This window comes from Psychrobacillus sp. L4, from assembly GCF_042944905.1.
GTDB lineage: Bacteria > Bacillota > Bacilli > Bacillales_A > Planococcaceae > Psychrobacillus.
This window is the reverse complement of the sequence record NZ_CP168496.1, coordinates 535,532-559,556: the sequence shown is the minus strand read 5'-3', so window position 1 is coordinate 559,556 and position 24,025 is coordinate 535,532. Positions and strand designations below refer to the sequence as shown.

21 protein-coding genes are annotated in these 24,025 nt (G+C 35.9%); 9 read left to right on the top strand and 12 right to left on the bottom strand.

Going from position 1 to position 24,025, the window contains the following annotated elements; genetic code table 11:
* Positions 1-81: 81 nt before the first annotated feature.
* A complete protein-coding gene (locus ACEPXG_RS02685) occupies positions 82-1,479 on the top strand; it encodes a dipeptidase (RefSeq protein ID WP_391207250.1) in 1,398 nt (465 codons plus the stop codon).
* 319 nt (positions 1,480-1,798) lie between these two features.
* Here the strand turns inward: ACEPXG_RS02685 and ACEPXG_RS02680 are convergent, their stop codons facing one another.
* On the bottom strand, positions 1,799-2,377 hold the full coding sequence (locus tag ACEPXG_RS02680; RefSeq protein WP_391207247.1) for a nitroreductase: 579 nt from the start codon (positions 2,375-2,377) through the stop codon (positions 1,799-1,801).
* An 84-nt stretch (positions 2,378-2,461) separates the two neighbouring features.
* Complete coding sequence (locus tag ACEPXG_RS02675) at positions 2,462-4,279, bottom strand: diguanylate cyclase (protein ID WP_391207244.1); 1,818 nt, start codon at positions 4,277-4,279, stop codon at positions 2,462-2,464.
* A 50-nt stretch (positions 4,280-4,329) separates the two neighbouring features.
* On the opposite strand from ACEPXG_RS02675, the gene ACEPXG_RS02670 reads away from it, so the two are divergent.
* Positions 4,330-4,902 (top strand): glycerol-3-phosphate acyltransferase, encoded by a 573-nt coding sequence (locus ACEPXG_RS02670; protein WP_391207241.1) that lies wholly within the window; start codon positions 4,330-4,332, stop codon positions 4,900-4,902.
* Between the two features lie 106 nt (positions 4,903-5,008).
* Positions 5,009-5,860 carry a DegV family protein gene (locus ACEPXG_RS02665; RefSeq protein ID WP_391207238.1) on the top strand — a complete coding sequence of 284 codons (852 nt, stop codon included), beginning with the start codon at positions 5,009-5,011 and terminating at the stop codon, positions 5,858-5,860.
* Positions 5,861-5,982: 122 nt separating this feature from the next.
* Here ACEPXG_RS02665 and ACEPXG_RS02660 read toward each other — a convergent pair whose 3' ends face one another.
* Complete coding sequence (locus ACEPXG_RS02660; RefSeq protein ID WP_391207236.1) at positions 5,983-6,471, bottom strand: amidase domain-containing protein; 489 nt, start codon at positions 6,469-6,471, stop codon at positions 5,983-5,985.
* A 178-nt stretch (positions 6,472-6,649) separates the two neighbouring features.
* Between ACEPXG_RS02660 and ACEPXG_RS02655 the strand changes: the two genes are divergently transcribed.
* The gene (locus ACEPXG_RS02655; RefSeq protein WP_391207234.1) at positions 6,650-7,672 is read left to right on the top strand and encodes a DUF2804 domain-containing protein; all 1,023 of its coding nucleotides are present in this window, start codon (positions 6,650-6,652) and stop codon (positions 7,670-7,672) included.
* Between the two features lie 32 nt (positions 7,673-7,704).
* On the opposite strand, the gene ACEPXG_RS02650 is transcribed toward ACEPXG_RS02655, so the two are convergent.
* Positions 7,705-8,745 (bottom strand): NAD(P)/FAD-dependent oxidoreductase, encoded by a 1,041-nt coding sequence (locus ACEPXG_RS02650; RefSeq protein ID WP_391207232.1) that lies wholly within the window; start codon positions 8,743-8,745, stop codon positions 7,705-7,707.
* 121 nt (positions 8,746-8,866) lie between these two features.
* Between ACEPXG_RS02650 and ACEPXG_RS02645 the strand changes: the two genes are divergently transcribed.
* From ACEPXG_RS02645 to ACEPXG_RS02630, 4 genes are read left to right on the top strand one after another with little or no spacing between them, the layout of a single operon-like run.
* Positions 8,867-9,658 carry an ABC transporter ATP-binding protein gene (locus tag ACEPXG_RS02645; protein WP_391207230.1) on the top strand — a complete coding sequence of 264 codons (792 nt, stop codon included), beginning with the start codon at positions 8,867-8,869 and terminating at the stop codon, positions 9,656-9,658.
* A 4-nt stretch (positions 9,659-9,662) separates the two neighbouring features.
* Positions 9,663-10,595, top strand: a complete 933-nt coding sequence (locus ACEPXG_RS02640; protein ID WP_391207227.1) for an iron-hydroxamate ABC transporter substrate-binding protein — start codon at positions 9,663-9,665, stop codon at positions 10,593-10,595.
* Between the two features lie 59 nt (positions 10,596-10,654).
* Complete coding sequence (locus ACEPXG_RS02635) at positions 10,655-11,653, top strand: FecCD family ABC transporter permease (RefSeq protein ID WP_391207225.1); 999 nt, start codon at positions 10,655-10,657, stop codon at positions 11,651-11,653.
* Positions 11,650-12,657 carry a FecCD family ABC transporter permease gene (locus ACEPXG_RS02630; protein ID WP_391207222.1) on the top strand — a complete coding sequence of 336 codons (1,008 nt, stop codon included), beginning with the start codon at positions 11,650-11,652 and terminating at the stop codon, positions 12,655-12,657. The genes ACEPXG_RS02635 and ACEPXG_RS02630 overlap by 4 nt, the downstream gene beginning before the upstream one ends.
* Before the next feature lie 358 nt (positions 12,658-13,015).
* On the opposite strand, the gene ACEPXG_RS02625 is transcribed toward ACEPXG_RS02630, so the two are convergent.
* The gene (locus ACEPXG_RS02625) at positions 13,016-13,741 is read right to left on the bottom strand and encodes a glycerophosphodiester phosphodiesterase (RefSeq protein WP_391207220.1); all 726 of its coding nucleotides are present in this window, start codon (positions 13,739-13,741) and stop codon (positions 13,016-13,018) included.
* 521 nt (positions 13,742-14,262) lie between these two features.
* Between ACEPXG_RS02625 and ACEPXG_RS02620 the strand changes: the two genes are divergently transcribed.
* Complete coding sequence (locus ACEPXG_RS02620) at positions 14,263-15,561, top strand: bifunctional DedA family/phosphatase PAP2 family protein (RefSeq protein WP_391207218.1); 1,299 nt, start codon at positions 14,263-14,265, stop codon at positions 15,559-15,561.
* Between the two features lie 197 nt (positions 15,562-15,758).
* Here the strand turns inward: ACEPXG_RS02620 and ACEPXG_RS02615 are convergent, their stop codons facing one another.
* From ACEPXG_RS02615 to ACEPXG_RS02585, 7 genes are all read right to left on the bottom strand, one after another.
* Entirely contained in the window at positions 15,759-16,073 is a 315-nt protein-coding gene (locus ACEPXG_RS02615) for a hypothetical protein (protein WP_391207216.1), read from the bottom strand.
* Positions 16,074-16,193: 120 nt separating this feature from the next.
* Positions 16,194-16,604: a flavoprotein gene (locus ACEPXG_RS02610; protein WP_391207213.1), complete on the bottom strand. Its 411-nt coding sequence runs from the start codon at positions 16,602-16,604 to the stop codon at positions 16,194-16,196.
* Between the two features lie 47 nt (positions 16,605-16,651).
* A complete protein-coding gene (locus ACEPXG_RS02605; protein ID WP_391207210.1) occupies positions 16,652-17,071 on the bottom strand; it encodes a VOC family protein in 420 nt (139 codons plus the stop codon).
* 276 nt (positions 17,072-17,347) lie between these two features.
* Positions 17,348-18,214, bottom strand: coding sequence for a GNAT family N-acetyltransferase (locus tag ACEPXG_RS02600; RefSeq protein WP_391207207.1), 867 nt, complete (start codon positions 18,212-18,214; stop codon positions 17,348-17,350).
* Positions 18,215-18,223: 9 nt separating this feature from the next.
* Positions 18,224-20,047, bottom strand: a complete 1,824-nt coding sequence (locus tag ACEPXG_RS02595; RefSeq protein WP_391207204.1) for an ABC transporter ATP-binding protein — start codon at positions 20,045-20,047, stop codon at positions 18,224-18,226.
* Positions 20,028-21,764, bottom strand: coding sequence for an ABC transporter ATP-binding protein (locus ACEPXG_RS02590; protein WP_391207201.1), 1,737 nt, complete (start codon positions 21,762-21,764; stop codon positions 20,028-20,030). Before ACEPXG_RS02590 ends, ACEPXG_RS02595 begins: the two co-directional genes overlap by 20 nt.
* A 1,220-nt stretch (positions 21,765-22,984) precedes the next feature.
* Positions 22,985-23,902 (bottom strand): DMT family transporter, encoded by a 918-nt coding sequence (locus tag ACEPXG_RS02585; RefSeq protein ID WP_391207198.1) that lies wholly within the window; start codon positions 23,900-23,902, stop codon positions 22,985-22,987.
* Positions 23,903-24,025: the final 123 nt, after the last annotated feature.

Here is a 24,025-nt window from a genome sequence, read left to right as displayed (position 1 = left end):
TATCATACTGTGATTTTAGTTGTCACAAATCTTATGCTATACTATTTCTATTCACGAAATTTTATGAAAAGAGGGATTCTAGTGAGCCAATTTTCAACATTAGACAATTACTTTACTGAAAAAAGAGAAGCACATTTAGAGGAATTAAAACAATTCTTACGCATTCCAAGTATTTCTTCCTTATCCGAACATAAGGAAGATATGCAAAAAGGAGCACAATGGTTAGCAGATTCTTTATCGAAAGCTGGTTTAGAAAATGTAATCGTTGATAAAACAAGTGGACACCCTGTTGTATATGCCGATTGGTTACATGCAGAAGGAAAACCAACGATGCTTATTTATGGCCATTATGATGTACAACCTGTGGATCCATTAAATCTTTGGGAGACAGAACCTTTTGACCCACAAATTCGAGACAATAAATTATATGCCCGTGGTGCTAGTGACGATAAAGGGCAAGTATTTATGCATGTAAAAGCAATTGAAGCTCTTCTTCAAACTGTAGGAACGCTTCCTGTTAATGTAAAGCTTTTAATTGAAGGCGAAGAAGAAGTCGGTAGCCCTAACTTAGAAGAATATATTGAAAACAATAAAGAAAAACTTGCCGCTGATGTGATTGTCATTTCGGATACAGGTTTGCAAGGCCCTGGTCAACCAGCTGTTTGTTATGGTTTACGCGGTCTTTGCGGCGTGCAAATTGATGTTAAAGGTGCAAAAAGCGATCTTCACTCTGGTCTATATGGTGGCGGAGTTCAAAACTCTATCCACGCACTTGTGTCCATTTTAGATTCTTTCCGTGATGCAGAAGGCACTATTGAAGTAGAAGGTTTCTATGACAATGTACGTCCTTTATTAGAAGAAGAACAAGAAGCTTATAAAGCACTTGGCTTCGATGAAGAAGAATTGAAAAAAGAAGTTGGCGTGGACGAACTATTTGGAGAAAAAGGATACTCTCATTTAGAGCGCGTTTGGGTTCGACCAACTTTAGAAATTAATGGTGTATTCGGTGGGTTCTCCGGAGAAGGCATTAAAACGGTTTTACCAAGTGAAGCTGGCGCAAAAATTACTTGTCGTTTAGTACCAGATCAAGATCCAGATGAAATAGTTACTAAACTTAGAGCTCATATCGAAAAGAATAAACCAGCTGGTGTCACAGTGACACTAACTGAATTCGATAAAGGTAAACCTTTTATCACACCATTCGATCACCCAGCAATTCAAGCTGCTGGCCGTAGCTACGAAAAAGTATACAATGTACCAACAGCATATACTCGCGGTGGAGGCTCCATCCCTATCGTCGCAGCATTTGATGAAATTCTCGGCTTGCCGGTAGTGTTAATGGGCTTCGGCTTATCAACTGAAAATTTCCATGCACCAAACGAGCATTTCCATTTAGAAAACTTCGACCAAGGCTTACGAGTAATCGGAGACTACTATTATGAACTTGCAGGACTTTCTAAAGAAGATTTAAAAAAATAATTTCTACTAAAACACATGGATTTCAATGATTCATGTGTTTTTTAGTTGAAAATCCTGGAGAACAGTTGAAGTTTTTCAAAAATAAAGGCCTATCCCACGTCAAGTTAACTCTTTATTATGAGAAATGGTCGCTGTTCTACCGGAATTGGTCTTTGGTAGATGCAATTTGGTTGCGCTTATGCTCAAATTGGTCTTGGTTAGCAATGAGATGGTCTCGTTGTGCCGTTTGTTTACTTTTAATGGATAATAATTCCACACCAACGCCATCTCTAAGAATATAACAAAGAAATGGCTATCTCTATGCGAGATAGCCATTTCCTTATGCTTGTTTTTCGAATATCGTAATTAATTCGTCTACATTTTTGCGGGGTTTTGGTTTTGGCATTTCATCAAAGTATCCGACCTGCAACATACTAATGATGCGTTCTCCTGATTTTACTCCAAGTGCTTCACGAAATTTTGGATTGTCTAAAAAGCCTGGTGTTTTCCAACATGAGCCAATTCCACGATCCCAAGCGAGTAACTGTACATTTTGTACAAGCATACTAGCTGCAGCATAATCTTCTAATCGTTCCTTTTGACGCGCATCTTCAGGAACAATGACAAATACATAACCGCCCGGTGTTGTGAATTTTTTCATTTGTTTTTCTAATTCGTCTTCAGATAGCTCTTTCCATTTAGGAACTGCGAATTCTTTTAACACATCGTATAATTCTACTAGCTCTTTTCCACAAGCTATGACAAAGCGCCATGGCTGTCTTAACTGATGATTTGGTGCCCATATTGCATCTTCTAAAATAGCTAGTAATGCGTCTCTTTCCACAGGTTGCCCATTAAATTGCTTTATAGAACGTCTTTGAATAATCGCATCTCGAACAGTTAATGATTGATCCATCATATTTTGAAAAACTCCCTTTTAATAAACGTGTATGATTATGTACATCATACCAATTAATTCATACTAATAAAAGACTTGCTTTTCTCATAATACCGTTACACGATTTTTTCCATTTTTCTTCGATTCATAAAGTGCATAATCCGCTCGCTCAATTAGTTCTTCTTTTTGTTTAAATGCATGATTCTCCGTCGATGATACCCCAATACTAATTGTGACATAATTATCGTCAATATTAGCTGAGTTCTTTTGTTCTTCTATTAATAAACGTAGGTTTTCTGCAAATCCAGCAGCTTCTTGTATTGAAACATATGGTAAAACTATTGCAAATTCTTCTCCACCATACCTTGCAACAAACGTGTTATCATTGCACATCCCGCGCAAAAGTCGGGAGTATTTAATTAGTAATTCGTCCCCTGCAACATGTCCTTTGTTGTCGTTATATGTTTTAAAATTATCTACATCAATCATTAGCATGGACAAATGATTATTAGAAGAAATTGCTTCATTAAAATATTTGCCTAAATTTTCATTGAAGTATCTTCTATTATAAATTCCAGTCATACCATCCACTTGGGTCAACTTTTTCAATTCTCCATTCTTTTGTTTCAGTTCTTTTGTTCTTTCTTTAATTTTTTCATCTAAAGTTTCATTCAACTGCTGTAAATCAATAGACAAATTCTCTGCTTCTTCAAATTTACGAGCATACTCTTTACTTAAATTGATGGACTGTATGAGTACATATAAAAAGAAGCCAATAGTTGTAAACGGAATGGAATGAATCCAATTTAGAGACAATAATACATCATTTATAACCGATCCAAAAAATATTAAATTCGCTAAGAGATTTACAAAAATAGTTGGTCTATTTCTTTTATATGCTAAAATGAGCGCATATAAAATGTAAATCATAAATAGAGCAACAATTACGAAAAAGTAATTTAATAGTGGTTGATAAAATATCGGCTTTGTAAATAAGGTGACCATAATTGCACCAATGGAAACGCTTATTCCAATAACGACAGGTGTTTTCTTCATTTCCTTGGGGTACATTGTTCGCACTAAATATAAATACAACAAAAAGAGAACATATATACAAATAATTTCTAGTTTATTTACCCATATCCAAGGAATCATAGGGAAAAAATAGTTAAAATAATAAGGTGGCTTTAATATGGAATATAACGAAATGAAAATACTAATTAGACCAAAATAAGCAAATACTTTCTCCTTTCTTCTAAAAAAGAAAATAAATAGTTCGTAAATCCCCATAACTAAAATGGAACCAATAATAAACATTGTATAAGCTAACGCATTATCATAGGTTCTTGTTACTTGATCAGAACTTCCTAAATAAATTGGCTTAGTTGCTCCACCTGTCGGATTGCTAAAATTCGAAATATGTAAAACGATATTTATCTCTTTATTCCTCGGTGTAAAATATACTAAACGATTTGAATATACTGGTTCAGTCGTACTGAAACTAGTCCCAACATAACCATTGGAAGCAACTCTTACACCATTTATTGAAAGTGTGTATGATGTATTCTGGTTGGTCGTTGTAATGGCCAAAGTATTGCCTACTACTTCTTCTGGTATTATCACTTTTAAATAGTATGTTCCGTATCCAAAAGAAGTCCCTACTTTATCTTCCCAACTGGATGGTATTATCATATTTGCCTGGTTTTTTTGTTGTATCCTTTCCTTAATTTCATTTTCCGTTACTAATTCCTCCCAAAAAAATTTCCACTCCCCGTTCAATTGGATTAACTCCGGACTTGTGAAATCTTCTCTACTTAAGACCAACTCTCCATCTTTTGCAGATGGATGAGTATCGGTATTTGTATAACAGGATGCTAGTATAAATAATAAAGGGAAAAATAATAGTAATAATCGTATTTTCATACTTGGCAACCTTTCTCTACTCTCACAATCAAACTCGATGGGGTGATGTAATGTATTTATATTGGATAATTAGTTATTTTATCGGTACTTTTCTTACTGCTTGGTGGGTAGGTAAATGGAAAAAAACCGATCTACGCACGATACGCAGTGGAAATTTAGGGGCAAGAAATGCTGGTGCAGTTCTTGGGAAGTCTGCATTCTTTGTAACTTTTTTAGGTGATGCACTAAAAGGGATCCTTGTTATATATATAGGCTTTTATTATAATTTTTCTTTAACTATTATTGCAACAGGTGGACTTCTAGTCATATTAGGCCATCTTTATCCGTTTTGGCTGAAGTTCAAAGGCGGTAAAGGAATAGCTACTTTTATCGGTGTAGCACTTGTATATAATCCAATGTTATTTGGAATTTTGGCAGCATTTTTTGTCGTTTTACTCGTAATGATTAGAAGTGCTACATTAAGTATGCTCTTGGCTTTTCTTTCGTATGCTTTCATATGTTGGATAAATCCTGCCTTTTACAGTGCATGGCCTCTTTCCGTTGCAATCATAGTCATTCTCGTTCGTCATCGCCATGATTTAGCGGAATCATGGCATGCAAGATGGTGGAAAAAGCAGTCCTAATCATTATATAAAATATAGTAATTTTGACCATAGTTATAAAGTATCCTATAGCTCAATATGCTATAATTATTATAAAATAAATAATTTATTGAATAGGGTGTTTAGTATGAATAAGAGAAAAATAGCTTGGGTAATAGATAGCAGTGCATTTGTGAATACGATGCTAAAAGAGCATCCGGATGTGTATATTATTCCGCTTAATATACATTTTGGTCAACAACAATTTATAGACGGAGTAGATTTAACTTCGGAACAATTGTACGAACGCATTCGAAATGGTACGGATTCAGCAAAAACATCTCAGCCATCTGCTGGTGAATTTGTGGAACTTTATACTAAACTAAGCAAAGAGTATGAGTCAATTATTGCTATCCATGTTTCCAACGGTTTAAGTGGAACGATGTCTTCTTCATTAAATGGCGCTCAAATTGCAAAAGTTCATGTTGAATGTGTCGATTCTCTTTCATTATCTGCTGGAATTACAGGTTTAGTAGAAAGAGGGTTTCATTTAGAAGGACAAGGTTTATCATTTGAGGAAATTGCTTCGTCTTTAAGAATAGAAGCGACTAAATTCCGTAACTACATATTAATCGGCAACTTAACTCAGCTTTATAAAGGCGGTAGATTAAGTAGTGCCCAATTCTATCTTGGAAGTCTTTTAAAAATAAAACCAATTATTCAAATTAACAATAAAGGTGAATTACAAGAACTGGATAAAGTTCGATCTCACAAAAAAGCGATACAATATCTGATTCAAAAAGTAATAGCATCTGTTCAATCCGAAGGTGTAGAACTAGTATACATTATGCATGCTAATGCAATAGAGCAAGCGAAGGATTTAAAAAATGCAATTCAACTCGAATTACCGAGCCTGCAAGTATCCATTGGTGAAATTAGTTCGTCTTTAGCAGTTCACGCAGGTGAAGAAACCTTAGCAGTACTGTGGTATGTAAAATAATGAGAAAAATGCAAGTGTCCTTTAAGTGCTTATGAACAGTGGGTTTTTGGACACTAGTTGTATATGCATTCTATTTTAAAAAAGTGTACCTAAACATTCTTCGTTTAGGTACACTTTTTCTTTTAGAAGTTATCTTTTATTTGAAAGAAAATATAGCTTGTTTTTGGTGTATGTGCATAAGAGTCTTCGTAGTTCCAATACCTATCTCTACTATTATTTGTATGTGCATTTACATATGGCATACCATCCTTGATACTGGTCACAATCGTCGAGTGGTCGTATCTACCATCTCCTTCAAAATCATAAAAAATAAGATCTCCCGGTATTAATTGCGTTGGAGAATCCACTTGGGTCGCTTGTAACCCCTTTGTCGATTTTGCCAAATACCATCGTAACCCGTGTGGAGTGCTCCAGCTATAGCTCCACGTGTGATTTCCAAGCCACCACCCTTTCCCCCTATTCGGCTGCCCTCTCATGGGAGCACCACCTGCAAATAAACATTGTGAAATATAATTGGTACAATCCACATCGAATTTCGGAAACTTAGGATTGTTACTATTCCACCATTTTTGTGCATAGGCTACTGCTGCGGCACGGTTATATGTTGCCAATTTTCCACCTCCCTCTCTTTTGTTTATATGATTTCGTTTAAAATATATGCTAGTATTGATTCAATGAATTGTATTTTATTATCAAAACAAAAATCTAGCGAGAAAAGCGCTGGAGTTAAGAAAGAAACGGAGTAGGAAGAAAAATATTTTCTTATTAGTTTAGAAAGGAAGAAGGCTAATGCCACAGCATGCAGAGAAAGAAATTACATTGCCCACTTTGCTTTGTGATGAAAAAGGCAATTTAAATCCAAAAGCGATTGGATATGCAAAGAAGCCAATCATTGAAAGTAATTTAAAAGGACACTATATGCGGAAGAAAAAGTGGAATTATTGGTGTGTGTTTGGAGATGAAATCCTTTTTTCTGCAACTATTAGTCACTTAGATTATGCAGCAGTTTGCTTTGTATATTTTTTAAACTATGAAACGCAACGTTACGTGGAAAAGACGGTAACGATTCCTTTGGGCAATAAAGTAAAAATGCCTACTCACGTTTTAGAGAGCGTTCATTTACATTCAAAAGAAATGTCGATTCAACTTTTATATCTACAAAATGAAACTCATCTGATGGTTACCGTCCCTAACTTTGATGGAGATTTCTTACATGTTGATTTACATATTTCGCACCCTTTAGAGGATGAATCACTCAACGTCGTCATTCCATGGAGTCGGACGCAATTTCAATTTACAGCGAAGCATCATTTATTGCCAACTACTGGTTTTGTCAAAATTGGAGATGCTCGTTATTCTTTTCAAGCCGAAGATAATTTCTCTGTACTCGATTATGGCAGAGGTGTTTGGCCACGAGAAGCTTTATGGAATTGGGGTTTTGCTTCCCAACGTGTCGGTTCCAAACGAATTGGGTTGAACTTGGGCGGAAAATGGACAGATGGAACAGGTATGACAGAAAATGCTGTTTTTGTAGATGGCATCCTCACGAAAATTCATGAGGATGTATTATTTAACTATGACACGAATAATTTCATGAAACCTTGGACAATAAAAACCAAGTTTTCAAATGAAGTAAATTTAACTTTTACTCCCTTCTTCCATAGGATTGCAAAAACAGATGTAAAGCTTGTCACTGCGAATGTTCATCAAATGGTAGGTTACTATAATGGAAAAATACAGTTAGAAAACGGTCCTACACTACAAATTCATCAATTACTAGGCTGTATCGAGGAGCACAAAGCCAAATGGTAAAAAGCTGAGCAATGTAACTCAGCTTTTTTCTACTAAATAAGTTGTTTGATTAGTTCTTTATTTCTTTCCTTAAAGACTTCATTATGAGATGAAACCATTGCAATACTATCTGCATCTGGTTGAATATATTGTTTTGCCTGATTGACTGCATTTGCAGCATCGTGGAAAGTACCTGCAATTAAATACAGCTTACCCGGATGTTGTAAAATATCTCCTGCAGCATACACACCCTCAACGGAAGATTCACTCAAACTAGTTCCTGCTACATAAAAGTTTTCAGCAATTTGAATATCTATTTCACTATTCTTTAAGAGATCCGCATCTTGCTCATACCCATGATTGATGACTACTTCATCTATATCTAATAAGGATATTTCCCCTGTTTCATGGTTTGTTAATACTACTTGTTGAATAACATCATGATTTTCACTTGCTATAAGTTTTGAAATAGTCGTATTGAAGTAACAAGTTATGGAACTTTCTAATAGTTGAGTTACTTGTGCTTCATGTCCGTTCAAGGCATCTTTTCTGTATGTCACATATACTTTTTTAGCAATTGGCTCCAGTTCATTAGCCCAGTCAATCGCGGCATTTCCTCCACCCGAAATAATGACTGTTTTTCCTTTAAAACGGTGCAATGATTTTACGGTATAATTTAAATTCCCAACTTCGAATCGTTCTGCCCCTTCTATTTCAAGCTTTGTTGGGTTTAATATTCCACTGCCAACAGCTATTATGATGGTTTTGGAATAATGCTTCTCACCGGAAGCTGTATGTAAAACAAAAATTCCATTCTCATCTTTAGCAATAGATTCTACTTTCTCATTTAATACTACTTCTGGATCAAATGTTAACCCCTGTTGTACTAATTGACCAATTAACTTTTCTCCTGAAATTGGCGTTTGTCCTCCAACATCCCAAATCATCTTCTCCGGATAAACATGAATTTTTCCACCCAATTGTGGCTGATATTCAATGATTTTTGTTTTCATTTCCCTTAAACCACTGTAGAAAGCGGAGTAAAGTCCTGCTGGTCCTCCACCAATAATTGTCACATCAAATATATTTTTCATTTTCTTTAGTCTCCTGTAAAAAGTTATTGTTGACATTAATCATTAAATTAAATATAGTTACATATGATAATGATAATCGTTATCACTTAATTACGCAACTATAAGTATGGAGGTTTATAACATGGTTCGTCTATATACAGATGATTTGTCTATTGGCTATGGTGATCGGTTAATTGTAAAAGAATTGTCTGTTGAAATACCTGATCAAAAAATTACTACGATTATTGGACCAAATGGTTGTGGTAAATCTACTTTACTTAAAGCAATTACACGAATCATTTCGCATCAGTCTGGTTCTGTCGTGCTCGATGGAAAAAATGTTGCGAAGGAAAATACGAAACAACTAGCAAAGAAGATGGCTATTTTACCCCAAACACCCGATAGTGCAAGCGGGCTTACGGTTGGTGAGCTCGTATCATACGGTCGATTTCCTTATCAAACAGGCTTCGGAAGGCTCACAAAAAAGGATTTTGAAGTTATTGAATGGGCACTCCAAGTAACTGGTACGATTGAGTTTAAATACTCCCCTGTCGATGCCTTATCCGGTGGACAACGTCAGCGAGTTTGGATTGCCATGGCTCTCGCTCAAGAAACGGAAATTATTTTCCTAGATGAACCAACTACCTATTTAGATATGGCTCATCAATTAGAAGTACTAGAACTTCTTCAAAAGCTTAACCGAGATGAAAAACGCACTATTGTCATGGTTTTACACGATCTCAATCAAGCGGCGCGCTTTGCAGATAATATTATTGCCTTAAAAGCAGGAGAAATCGTTAAAGCTGGTACCTGCCACGAAGTTATTACGCAAGAAGTATTACAAGATGTGTTCAATATCAATGCTGAAATCGGTGTTGATCCAAGAACAAATAAACCAATGTGTATTACATACAATTTACTCAAAGGAGAATAACAAGATGAAAAAACTATTAATGCCCATTTTATTTTTGTTTGTACTAATTTTAGGTGCTTGCGGTAATGATTCTTCGGATTCCAAAACAGACTCAAAAGCAACGGAAGAAAAAGAAGAGCCAACAACAATTACTTATCAATCAGAAGAAGGTCCTGTGGAAGTACCTGCACATCCTAAACGTGTAGTTGTCGTATCTTCATTTGCTGGGAACGTTGCAGCACTTGGTGTTAAAATGGTTGGCGTAGATTCATGGTCTAAACAAAATCCACGATACGATAGCTATTTATCGGATGTCGAAGAAGTATCAGAAGATAACTTAGAAAAGATTATTGAACTAGACCCGGATTTAATCATCGGTCTTTCTACTGCACAAAACTTAGATAAATTAAAAGAAATTGCACCAACAGTTACATTCACTTATGGAAAATTAGATTATTTAACACAGCATTTAGAAATAGGAAAACTTTTAAACAAAGAAAAAGTAGCGCAAGATTGGATTAATGACTTTAAAGAACGCGCTAAAACTGCGGGAGAAGAGATTAAAGGAGTTATTGGCAAAGATGCTACTGTTTCAGTAATTGAAAACTTTGACAAACAATTATATGTATTCGGTAATAACTGGGGACGCGGAACAGAAGTACTTTATCAAGCGATGGGCTTAGCAATGCCTGAGAAAGTCAAAGAGATGGCATTAAAAGATGGATATTATGCATTATCATTAGAAGTTCTACCTCAATTTGCTGGTGACTATGTTATTTTCAGTAAAGCGTCCGATCAAGATAACTCTTTCCAAGATACAGATGTTTACAAAAACATTCCAGCAGTAAAAAATAATCGGGTATTTGAAGCAAATGCGAAGGAATTTTATTTTAATGATCCAATTTCATTAGACTACCAACTTGATTTCTTCAAAGATCACTTTTTAAACAGTAAGTAATGATTGAAGAGGAATTCGATTAAAGAATTCCTCTTTCTTCATGGAGAAAGGAACGTAATATGAAATCTTCTGCTCATTTCAGTAAAAAGTTCATTGTCGGTTTGGTTTTACTATTCGCTATGTTTATCGTCGCTATGGTATTTGGGGCAGCTCAAACATCGATTCAGGATTTATGGCAAGCAATGTTTTCAAATTTGAAGAATGATCAAATCAATATTCTTCGAGAAATTCGTTTACCACGAGAAGTTGCAGCAATTATCGTTGGTGCCGCACTTGCTGTATCAGGAGCTATTATGCAAGGAATAACGCGCAATCCTTTGGCGGATCCTGGCTTACTCGGACTCACTTCTGGAGCAAATGCTGCACTTTCTATTACGATTGCACTTCTGCCTGTTTCCAACTATTTAGGCATTACGATTGCATGTTTCATAGGAGCTGCTGTAGGTGCAATCATGGTTTTCAGCATTAGCGCTGCGAAAAAAGGAGGATTCTCTCCATTACGAATTGTACTTGCCGGAGCTGCTGTTTCTGCTTTTTTATATGCAATTGCGGATGGTGTTGGGATTTATTTTAAAGTGTCAAAAGATGTCTCCATGTGGACAGCAGGTGGTTTAATCGGTACCTCTTGGAAACAGTTAGCAATTATTAGTCCTTTTATTAGTATTGGTATATTAGTTGCTCTGCTACTCTCTAGACAACTTACTATTTTAAGTCTAAATGAAGAAGTTGCTGTTGGGCTTGGTCAGAAAACAGCTCAAATTAAAATGATTCTTTTTATTGTAGTTATATTACTTGCTGGAGCTTCTGTGGCAATTGTCGGTAATATGGCATTCGTTGGGTTAATGGTACCCCATATCGTCCGGGCTGTTGTTGGTACTGATTATCGATTTATTATTCCAATGTCGGTTGTAGTTGGCGCTATTATGATGCTGATAGCTGACACACTTGGTCGTACTATAAACATTCCTTATGAAACTCCCGTTGCAGCGATCATCGCAATAATGGGACTGCCTTTCTTTCTTCTCATTGTTCGCAAAGGAGGAGGTGTATTCCAATGATTCAATCTCAGCTATTAAAAAAACAACGTATCATTCTACTAATTTTACTTGCCCTAATTGTGTTAACTGCATTTATTAGTGCCGGAATTGGTTACTCTTCCTTATCATTTGATCGCTTATTACCTACTATATTAGGTAATGGGACATTTAAAGAAGAATTTGTATTATTTTCGGTTCGATTACCACGGATTGTTATTACATTTCTTGCAGGAATGGCCTTGGCTCTATCGGGTGCAATCTTACAAGGCATTACACGCAATGATTTGGCTGACCCAGGGATTATTGGGATAAATGCTGGAGCTGGAGTTGCAATAGCTCTATTTTTCTTGTTTTTCCCTATACAGCCAGGTTCTTTTGTATATATGCTTCCTGTTGTTGCATTTGTCGGAGCTTTACTTACTGCATTTTTTATTTACATACTATCTTATAATCGAAAAGTAGGCTTGCAGCCAGTCCGCTTAATACTTGTCGGCATTGGATTTTCCATGGCATTATCCGGTTTGATGATTGTGCTTATTTCATCAGCAGAGCGTCAAAAAGTAGATTTTATCGCAAAATGGTTAGCAGGTAACATTTGGGGATCTGATTGGCCGTTTATATTGGCACTTTTACCATGGCTAATCGTCCTTATCCCTTTCACTTTTTATAAAGCAAATAAATTAAATCTACTAGGATTAAGTGAACCTGTAGCTGTTGGGGTTGGGGTATCTATTGAGAAAGAAAGAATCGTTCTCTTGCTTGCTGCTGTTGCACTTGCAGCATCAGCAGTATCCGTTACGGGAGGAATTGCTTTTATCGGATTAATGGCTCCACATATTGCAAAGTCACTAGTTGGTCCAAGACATCAATTGTATATACCAATCGCTATATTAATCGGCGGCTGGCTTTTACTTTTTGCAGATACGATTGGTCGAAATATTATAGAACCAAATGGAATTCCAGCTGGAGTGATGGTTGCATTAATCGGTGCTCCTTATTTTATGTATTTATTATTGAAAAAATAGGAAAAACGTAAACGTCCTATAAGTACATCTTGTCTTTTCAATTCTTCGAGTGCTTTGGACAAAACATCAACTACACTATTACCGTTGAAATTTTTGTGGAACTTCGAGATCAATTGTGTTCAACCCGAGACCAATTGAAAGGAACTATAAGGATTTACGCTAGCTGATCGCCCGCACCGCGGTAAGCGCCAGTCTGCAGTGGAAATCAATCTGTTCATGGCTCACAAATTTATCTACTTTCTTTTTTTAAAAAAGGATATCTCATCCGTCATTTGATTTTCGACGAGTGAGATATCCTCTTTTTGTTTGATTGCTTGCATATCCAGATAAACTGACTTTTTTACAATATATCTACTCATTAAACTCTTCGGTTCAAAAATTGGTACATTTTTTCTGGAAAATCTGTAAAAATCGCGTCAACACCAATTTCTTGTAGCTTATCCGCATAGATTTCGTCATTCACAGTGAACACGCGAAATTGTCTTCCACTAGCTATTGCTTCTTTTCCCATTGCTCTAAATGCCGTAGGAAAGAACGCATGTAATGCATCTGCTCCAACTATACTTGCATATTCATCAGGTTTTATCATTACTTCCATAAATAATATTGCAGTTTCAATTTGCGGCGCCAGCATTTTAAAGTTTTTTACCATTTCGTGGTTGAAAGAAGAAATAACAACTCTGCTCTCTAATCTATATTCCTTTAACATCTGAAGGACTTTATCTTCCATTCCCACATACGGAAAAACATCTGATTTCAATTCTATGTTCAAATGGTGACGTGTATCTTTAAAAACGTAAAGTACTTCTCTTAAGGTAGGAATTTTTTCCCCTTTATACTTAGTAGAAAACCATCCACCAAAATCATAACCTTTTAATTCTGCAAGTGTCTTATCCTTAACATAACCATGTCCATTCGAGGTACGATCGATGGATTCATCATGAATAACAACAAGTTCTCCATCCTTTGTCATATGAACATCAAACTCAACGCCATGTACGGGGAATTTTGCAGTTGCTTTAAAAGAAGCAATTGTATTTTCTGGATGCGTCCCTGCCGACCCTCTATGTGCATAAATTTTCAATTGAAAACCTCCCCAATCAATTTAGTCCTTATTTCATTATATACTGCACCACATATTAAAAACGTCATCCACACAAGCGGGATGACGTACGATTAATTACTTCCTAGATGGAAAAGGAATATATTTCAGCTTAGGTGGTCTTGCTTTTTTTAATAGAATTCTTTGCAAACTTGTTTGTACTTTCTTGCTTACGTAAAAGAAAGGTAAATTCAACCGTTTTTTCGAAACTTTCATTGTTACATTGTGTTCATTTAAACCCAATAATATCTCCCCTTTTCGATTGAATGGTCTCTTCCCCATTCATCTTATAGAAAGTTTATGAAAAAGATGTGGAGTGTATGTTTCGAGTTTGTTAATCGAGTTCGGAGAATGAAAACAATATGTTCTTATTATTTCAAATCACTTCAATTGTTAAAGAAGAGATTATTGCTTTATAATGAATTCATTCATTAATTCAAATTGTCATACGACTTATTGGATACCAGTTTCGTTCAAGTTTACAAACAATCCGGGAGGGCAACATGGCACACTTCATTCAAAGCTTAATGGAACAATACGGATACTTTGTGCTTGGAATTTCACTCTTCCTTGAACTTCTTGCCTTACCTTTACCTGGGGAAGTTCTTATGACCTATGCTGGTTTGATGGTTTACCAGGGTCATTATAGTTGGATGCTTAGCATTTTAACAGCTGGGATAGGCACTTCAATTGGAATGACTCTATCTTATTGGATTGGTATGAAATTAGGACCCCGTTTTTTTGAAAAGCATGGTCACAGAATTCATTTTGGTCCTGAAAAGTTAAAAAAAACGTCACTATGGTTTGAACGTTTTGGAGTGAAGCTACTCGTAATCGCATTCTTCATTCCTGGTATTCGTCATATTACTGGCTATTTCTCCGGCATAATACGCATGCCTTTTCGAACATATGCCATATATGCTTATACTGGTGCTTTTTTATGGACGTCCACATTTATTTCTTTAGGAAAAATACTTGGTCCCCAATGGGAACAGTACCATCAAACAATCACAAAGTATTTAGTAATTATAGGCTCTATATTAGTAATATTAGCCATAGTCTACTATTTCTTTAATAAACATCAAGAGCAGCTATACGTTTCAATTTCCGTTCTGCTAAATAAGATGATTGAAACTTTTCAATCTTTAAGGAAGGTTCGTTTTCTACTATTTTTCTCTTTTATCTTGTTTCTAACACTTTTCTTCTTGATGGTAGGCTTAATTCAAGATTTCTTAGCACATGAGTTTGCTGATTTTGACAATATAACTTCCTTTATCGTACATGCTATTTTCGATGAAGACTGGAAGTTTTGGATGATAATATTTTCCTACCTAGATTCTTATTACCTGCTTTTCACTATTTCTTTCATCACATTTGTTTTCATTATGTTCCAAAAGGAAAATCGTTTGTTGGAAGCATCCTTTTTGCTATTCGTTTTACTTGGCGGTGCTTATCTAACCGAAGTATTAACAGAAATTTTCCTTCGAGTTGGTCCAAGTCTTTTACCGGAGTCCTTTCCAAGTGAACAAACACTTATTACTATAACTGTTTTAGGTTTTACATCTTTTCTTTTCTCTCGTCATATTCACATAACTTGGATTAAGTCAGGCTTGTTTCTTTTTGTTATAGGAGTCTCATTTCTTTTAGGACTCAGTCAAATTTATTTTAATAATCATTTCCCAAGTGATGTAGTAGCTGGATACCTTTTTGGAGGAGTTTGGGTTAGTCTAAATATGGTTTTATTGGAAATATTCCGTTTTGTAAAATTAGAATTTCTGAAATCTAATACGAAAGAGGACTGACACTAATAAAATGAAGTGTCAGTCCTCTTTCCTGTGGCAATAATTATCTTGCATTATAAATATAAATAAATGCATATAACCAACTGCACTGCTATATGCGTTGCTTTTTTAATAGACTACGATTAATGGGATGGTTGATATCACCTATAAAATTAAAGGAGAGCAGAAAAAAATACTCTTTACGCTCCTTCATTTAACTAAACACTCAAAACTTTCCCGAATAAAAACTTATTTTTAACCACATCTATAAGGCTTCCAACTATTAAACAACTCACAAAATGAATACAATATGCCCATCGATTGTAATGTAAAAAATAGCTACCCGCTTCTTGACTCTGTAATTCATTGTCGATAATAAAACTAAAGCCATTCCGAAACAGCAAATCTAATATGGGATTTGCTATGACTAACGGATGTGCATATTCAATCCAAAATATATTACAAACAATCGAAACAATAGCGATAATGCCAAACACGATTGTAATACTAAACAGTTTCATCTTTCTTTTCATACACAACACCTCCCATTTCATTGTAGTTCTAAACCCTTTAAAATATATACGTCTTCGCCTAATATAAAGTTGAAAAATTCTGATTTTACGTTAGTTCCATAATAAATTAACACCACATATTTAGTTAGTTTGCATACGGTCGATGTTAGAGATACCTGCTTCAATATAACTTCTTACCAATTTCCAATCATTATCTCCACTTTTTTTGAATGTTTGAAAGAATAAATTTGCGGTTTCTAAATTCTTACCTTGAACAATCAAAGTAGCTGATAAAATTGCCATTGCTTCATCCTCGTTTAAAGACAAAATTGAAATTTCGTTTAAGTCCCACTGAGCTCTATTATCTTTGACAAAGTTAAAACCCTCTTCCCATCCTTTGATTGATTCCTCATAACCAAAGTCAACTATTTCTCCACCTGTTATTTCTCTTGCTTGATATTCTTTTGATATTAAATCTTTTAATTCTATTAAAGATGATGTTCTCCAAACTTCTAAATAAGTATGGAGGAACTGTCGGAAGGAATTCTCCATAAAAAAACCTCCTAAAATATTTTGACATTAGCTATTAAGATTTTTTTCTAACCTGAGCTAAGGTATCTTTCTTTAAATATTGGACTTATTTCACTCCAAACATCAAATTTATTGGCATCTAAATCATAAAAAACAAAGTTTCTACCAACGTGACCCCTGTTTTCAATTTCTCCAACTTTTATTTCTTTTTCGATAAAATCTTGATGAATAGCTTCTAAAGCATTTAACCCATTCACTTCAAAAGTCATAGAAAAACGCTCTTCACCGTAAATATCATAGAAATTAGAGCTTTGGTTTTCTTTGGATTTAACAAGAAATATACTTTGGTTTGCAAAATTTAGAATTGCTTTATCTTCATCTTGATAGCTTAACTCTGCACCTAATTTACTCACATACCATTGACAAGCGAGCTTCACATTTGTCACTGGTATATAAACAGTTCCTATCCTTAATAATTTTTCTTTCACCCAAATCCTCTCCTTTAATTAGATAATAAACATATTCTCCACTTATGTATCCATGTCCTTTTAAATTCAATAATTACCTTTTTAGAATTGCTATCTAGGGACACAATACCCATAAAACTAGCCGCCACAAGTAGGTAAACTCATATTGGTTTGGAGAGGCATCCACTAGCTGTAAGCTTAGGAAAACCGAAATTTACCCTATATAAAAATAAAAAGACTGTAGACAACTCGTTTCTTTCGAGTTTGTCTACAGTCTTAAAGAATGACCCAATCGAGTCACCCTTTTCTATAGAAATCCGTATGATTTATTTTTTTAAATCCTGCTTTTTTATAGACAGATAATGCTTTTTCATTATCTGTTTCCACATCTAGATAAACAGCTGTCTTGCCTAAATGATGGGCTTCATTTTTGGACCAATTTAATAGCCTAGTTGCTATTCCTTTTCCTCGAGATTTTTTATGCACTGCAAGCCCTGTCACCCATAATTTATCGGAATCATCCACGATAGCAACAGTACCTACAACTTCCTTGTCTACTATCGCGAGCATTAGTCTGCGATTAGGAGTTTCATTATTAAAAACAATCATTTCTCTTGCTTCTTCTTCTGTGTCACCAAATGCACTTACTAACACCTCAATTAGCTCTGACTCTTCCATATTATATGAGGTGATTTGTACTTTATTAAAAGATTCATTTGCTACTGCATTTACTGCCATTGTTATTTCTGAATAGTCATGTACATAGCCAAACTTCTTTAATAACTGCTGACCAGCTTCCGAATTTTCAGGTACCAATGCTAGTTCTGTTTCTGCTCCTCTAAGCTTTAAATTTTTCGCAAGCTCCTGCACTAGATGCTCCCCTATACCTTGCCTGCGAGCATTTGGTAATACAACCGCACTCCATTCAAAATCTAGTGTAGCTATCCGGTCTACAGCCGACACTACTCCAACTAATTTATCTGTTTCGTCTTCGTATGCTAACACACAAAAACCTTTTAAATAATAATCAGAAAGTTCAGCGACACTTAATAGTGACGTGTAATTTACTTTGTCTTGAAGAAATGATTCTTGCACTAGTACGTTTATTTCTTCCATTGTTTCTATATCTAACGGAATCGAGACAGTCATAATTGATATATCCATATATCCTCCTTAAATCTTCGTGCTTGTCACCATTTCGAAATAACGACCTTTTTGTTTTAACAACTCTTCTTGGGAACCTGATTCGATAAGCTCTCCATTTTCCATTACAAATACAAGATCTGCTTTTCGAACAGTATTTAATCGATGGGCAATAACAAAGCTCGTTCTACCTTCCATTAATCGTTCGAGTGCTTCCTGTATTTTTAGTTCTGTTACTGTATCAATACTAGACGTTGCCTCATCCAGTAGTAGGAGAGCAGGATCTGCTACGAGTGCTCGAGCAATCGATAATAACTGCTTTTGGCCTTGGCTAATCTCTCCTCCATCGGCTGTTAATATCGTATCATATCCATTAGGTAGCTTCATAATAAAGTCGTGTGCATTTGCTTCTTTTGCAGCATATACTATTTCTTCATCTGTTGCATTTAATTTCCCATAACGAATATTCTCTCTAACATTCATTTCAAAAAGAAACGGATCTTGTAATACAAAGGCTGTTTGACTACGTAATGTATGCCTTGGCAAGTTGTCCATCGGAATATCATCCATTAAAATACGCCCTTCATTTACTTCATAAAAACGAGCAAGGAGTTGCATAATGGTTGTTTTCCCTGCGCCAGTTGCACCGACCAAAGCAGCAGTTTTACCTGCATCTACATGGAAAGAAACATGCTGAATTGTTGAGATTTCCTCTTCTTGATTGTACCGGAATGTCACATTTTCAAAAGTGACATTTCCTTTTATCTTGTAGTCTTTGTTATCCACCGCTACGTCAATTTCTACACGTTCATCCATAATCCCAAAAACACGCTCTGCCCCTGCGATTGCAGAAAGTACTGTATTAAATTGGTTTGCTAAGTCATTTAGAGGTCGAGTAAACTGACGTGCATACTCTGTGAAAATTACAATTTCTCCAATCGTCACCTGACCATAATAAGCCAACACACCGCCTGCCGCTGCTACAAGCGTAAAGCTTACATTATTTAGAAAGTTCATCACCTTTGGAATAAAACCGGAGTAAATCAGCGCCCAAAATCCCGTTCTTTTCAGTCGTTCGCTCTTTACTGAAAACTCTTCTAGCATACGACTTTCCTGGGAAAATGCCTTGACAATTCGTTGACCAGAAATCGTTTCTTCAATCATTCCATTCATTTCACCAACTGCTTGCTGCTGTTCCTTGAACAATTTCGATGTACGTCTCGTAATCCAACGCATCGCAACATACATAAAAGGAACGATTACAAGCGTAATAGCTGTCAATAAAGGACTTAAGAGAAGCATAACTACAGTAGTTCCAACTAACGTTAGTATACTTGAAAATACTTGTATAAAAGATGAATTCAGCGTTTGGCTAACGTTTTCAATATCATTCGTCATCCGACTCATTAACTCACCATGTTGTCTTTTATCAAAAAATGATACTGGGAGTCTTTGTAAATGATTAAATAATCCGGTTCGTAGTCTATAAATCGTTTGCTGCGAAATGCCAATCATCCAATAATTTTGCAAATACATTGCAATTGACAAAAAGACATACACAACGATTAATATCCCAATCATTGTCGAAAGCCCTGCAAACCGGCTTTTCGTAATATAGTCGTCGATTATTATTCCAATCATATATGGACCAAGCAAGGCTAGAGCAGAGCTTATAACTACTAATAAAAGCACAACGATTAATAAAAATCGTTGCTCGTCTACTAATTTCCAAATACGCGCAAGTACGCTTTTCCAGTCAGATGCTTTTTCCACTTTCTTCTTACTACTTTTCTTTAAGTCATCCCTCGTTACAATCGGTTCATATCCAAAAGGTTTACGAATGAAGTTCAACATGATGATCACCCTCCTGCTGTGATTCTGCAATTTCTCTATATAAAGAAGAGCTCTCCATCAATTCATCATGCGTGCCATAAGCGGAGACAACCCCTTCTTCTAGTAAAAGAATTTGGTCTGCACCTTTAGCTGTTCTAATTTTTTGTGTAATGACAAGCATCGTTGCTTGTTCGTCTTCTAATGCTTCCCACAATGCATTTTCCGTCGAAACATCTAGCGCACTTGTACTATCGTCTAACAATAAAATTTCTGGCTTACGGACTAATGCACGTGCAATGGATAATCTTTGCTTTTGCCCGCCTGACAAATTAACTCCTTTTTGACCAACTCTCGTTTCGTATTGATCTGGAAATTGCTCAATAGAGTTGTGAATTTGCGCTTGTTTTGCAGCTTCTTTTAATAACTCTTCCGTTGCAGTAGAGTCACCCCAACCTAAATTTTCTTCAATACTTCCTGTAAAAAGGATCGATTGTTGTGGAACTAGCCCAATTACTTGTCGAAGTTCTTTTAATGGCCATTCTTTTACTTCTACTCCGTCTATAAAAATGTTTCCCTCTGTTGCATCAAAAAACCGCGGAATTAAATTTAGTAGCGTGGATTTACCAGAACCAGTCGCTCCCATTATCGCGAGTTTGGAACCAGCTTTAACAGTAAAGGATACATCCTTTAAAACAGGAGCATCTGTTGTTGGATAATGAAAGGATACGTGTTGAAACTCAATTTCCCCGACTCCTGGATGAGCATCGACTGGATAAGTACTGATCTCTTCTATTCCTTCTTCCACAACTAATACTTCTTCCATACGTTCTGCAGATGCTTTCGCTCGAGAGAAAAAGACAATAATAAAGGAAAACATAGAAAAAGCACCTGTCATTCGCATTGCATAGTTAACAATTGCAACAAGCTCCCCCATTTGTGCTCCTCCTGCTTGTATCTCTTTTGCACCAAACCAGAGAACTGCCATTAAACTTATGTTCATGATAAATAGAAGTACTGGTAATATTAACTCCATAATCCTAAATGCCTTCACATTATCCACTTTCAGTACATCTGCAACTCCTGCGAATCTGCTCGACTCAAAGTTGCCACGTAAATACGCTTTTATCAATCGAACTGCTTGCAAATTTTCTTGTACTTTACGCGTCACTCGGTCTACACTTTTTTGTACTTTTGCAAAAAGTTCCATCCCTTTCCGACTCATAACGTACAGAAAGATGACTAAAATAGGTGCGCCAATTACTAAGAACATTGCTAAATATGCATTTACAAAGAAAGACATTATGATACTGCCAATAACTATTAACGGAGCACGTAACATAATACGAAGACCCATAAAAAAAAGGTTTTGTGTAATTGTCACATCATTCGTTAGTCTTGTGATTAAACTAGCGGAAGGAAATTTTAAAAAAGTTGCCATCGTAAACGATTGAATTTTTTTAAAAAGTACTTGTCGTATATCATATCCATAGCTTTGTACAACATGAGAAGCAATATATGTATTAATAATTCCTGCTAAAAATGCAATAGCCGAACAGCCTAGCATAATACTTCCCCAAAAAATAATCGATTGCTGGTTCTTTGCTAGTATTCCATCATCGATGATAGTACCTATTAATAGTGGCTGAATAAGCTCTACAGAAAGTTCTATTAGCATTAAGAATAATGCAGTAACTACAAGCCACTTATAAGGAGATAAATAAGATAAAACTGTCTTCACGTCTAAAACACCCCTAGATTCTTCGTTACTCGAATTAATTATTGTTAAAACCTATTATGCCATAATTATCCGAAAACTTATAGAAAAAGATGACCTATTGTTTAGGTAATCTTTGATTATTCACACTACTAACACATTTGATTAACCACTTTCTTACACAAAATACTTGTAAGGAAAGCATTAAAATCTTCGTTAAAATATGTTTGTTTTCGTTTCAGTTTGGACGAGGGGACAATATCATGCACACGGTGTTTTTTATTACGCGTAATATATAACGGATTTTTTATATACTGCGTCATAGTGACCGCCGGGATTTCCGCTCTAGGCGGACGCTTACCGAGGGGGGAGCGGATGAGCCAGCACCGTCGCATGTGCGCCGCTTGTGCGGTCTCATCTGTCTCCCTGATCCCTTCGGAGTCGCCGCCTGCCGCTGCAATCAATAATGTGCATTATTTTACTTGTTATCCACAACATAGAATACATTTTGCTTAATCTTACAAGGCATATGCGCAAAATAGAGCGAGATATGAGCAACATTTGGATGGATTTGCACAATATAATGATAGCTCACACTTTATAAGTGCCATCTCACACTAAGTTAAAGCTTTATTATGAGAAATGGTCTCGTTGAGTAGCAATTTGGTCTCGTTTGCGATAGTTTTTGTCTCGTTTGACGGTAAGTTAGTTGCGAACATCACTTGATTGGTCTCGTTCAGCCATTTATTGGATTTTATTTTAGAAAACACTTCATAAGATTGAACGAAATATAGTAGTGATGTTGAATAGTTAGCAAATAGGATGGATTTTCGCTGCAGGGCGGCGACTCCAGCAGGATCAAGTGAGCAAAATGAGACTTCACAACGGCGCGTAGAGACGGTGAAGGCTCATCGCTCACCCTGCGGAAAGCGTCCGTTCTGCAGCGAAAATCCTAGCAGTAACTTTCTTACGACGCAGTATAAAAACAATGCGTTCTTTGCCCACTTTAATAAGTGGAGATGCTAGTTTATATAGATGCTGTATAGATAAAGTTAATTTCATAAAAAGCATACAATTATTAAAACTCGAATAATAATTATTTTATTAATTGAGCGGAAAGGGGGGACGCCTGCAGCGGAAATCAACCTTTTTAGCCTCTATGTTTTCTAATTCTAAAAAATAAAAAGGTTTCAGGAATTTTCATATTCCTGGAACCTAATCCCAAAGTTATCCACACTATTTTTTTATTCCATGAGTACTTTTTTCTTCCGCTTTATCTCCCCTGCAATGGAAAGCCATGTAACAAAAATTAGCATAACTACTACACCGAAGTATTGCCATGCTCCAAGAATTTGTCCAAACCAAATCACTGAAATAACCATAGCTGTTAAGGGTTCCATACTGGAAAGAATGCTTGTTTCGACCGCGGTTATGTATTTCATACTTGATAAAAAGAGCACAAATGCAACAGTACCGATTATTATGATACAAGCAATCATCAAATTCACCGGAAACTCCGCCAAATAGTTCCACTCATTTGATCGCCAACATTGAGTAACGATTGCTAAAACTATACCAGCTACTAACATACCCCATCCTACAACAATCAGTACTCCCCATTCTTTCATAAGTCTAGCTGGGTACACCGTATAAAAAGCAAACGTTAGGCCTACGCCTAGCCCCCAAAGTAAAGCCTCTGTACTTATCAATAGCTCGTCCAGTTTGGCATTCGTCAACAAAAAAAACAAACCAAAAAGTGTGCCGACAATACCAATCACTTGATATCTCGGAGGAAACTTTCTACTTTTCCAGGAGACAAGTAGAACAATATAGATTGGACCTAAAAATTGTAATAATGTTGCAATTGATGCATTACTAGCTTCTATTGTGGCAACAAATGTGTATTGAGCACCAAGCATTCCGAAAATCCCAAAGACGACTAGTTGTCTCCACCAGCTTGGCTCTTTCCAAATTGCAAAAATCTTCTTTCCACTTAACTTTAAAAATAATAATAGAAATAGGCCAGCAACAGTCAAACGAATTGTCATAAAAAATTGAATTGAAAAATTACTATTGTGTAATACCCACTCCATCATGGGACCAGAAGCACCCCAAAGCATCGCACCCACTATTATTAATGTAATACCTTTCCAACGTTCCACTTTCTAGTCACCTCATTCTCATTGTTTTAATTTTACTCTAACTTATTTTTATTACAACAAAAATAGGTCATAAAATCACTATACAATTGGATCAAAATATCCATTTACTTTAATAACGTGAAT